Origin of the sequence: Pseudomonas agronomica (genome assembly GCF_025917275.1) — a bacterium.
GTDB lineage: Bacteria > Pseudomonadota > Gammaproteobacteria > Pseudomonadales > Pseudomonadaceae > Aquipseudomonas > Aquipseudomonas agronomica.
Genome location: NZ_JAOSHO010001081.1, coordinates 1 through 379 on the forward strand (window position 1 = coordinate 1; position 379 = coordinate 379).

Here is a 379-nt window from a genome sequence, read left to right on the forward strand (position 1 = left end):
GTCGAAACCGACCAGGCTGCCGTCGGCGGCCTTGGATTCGAACGGGGCGTAGGACGGGTCGACACCAAAACGCAGTTCCTTGTATTCCTTGGCCGTGGCAGCGCCAGCAGCCATGCACAACGCCAGTGCAGAAAGGGTCAGCAGTGCTTTTTTCATTATCGAGTCCCTAAAACCAATTTGAGCGCTTGTGGCGCATAAGATTGTTACCGGTGAAGGTCTGAACGGTATGACGGCATAAAGGTAGCAATTTCCGAACCATAGTGCCGAACAAGTGTTTTAAAAGCACTGGCGGCGGGTGACGGAACGCGATGGTGCGCGCAGAGGAGCGTACATCAAAAAGCGCACCGGGATGGAGCGTGCTGTTCGTTGGCTCTGCGCT

Annotated in this window: 1 protein-coding gene and 1 pseudogene; both read right to left on the reverse strand. The window is 55.7% G+C overall.

Annotated features, from left to right (window positions below):
- Window positions 1-156, reverse strand: a pseudogene (locus OC610_RS29000) (ABC transporter substrate-binding protein); the annotation flags it as partial.
- Between the two features lie 10 nt (window positions 157-166).
- A partial coding sequence (locus OC610_RS29005) for a hypothetical protein (protein ID WP_264433277.1) occupies window positions 167-379 on the reverse strand: 213 nt, incomplete at its 5' end.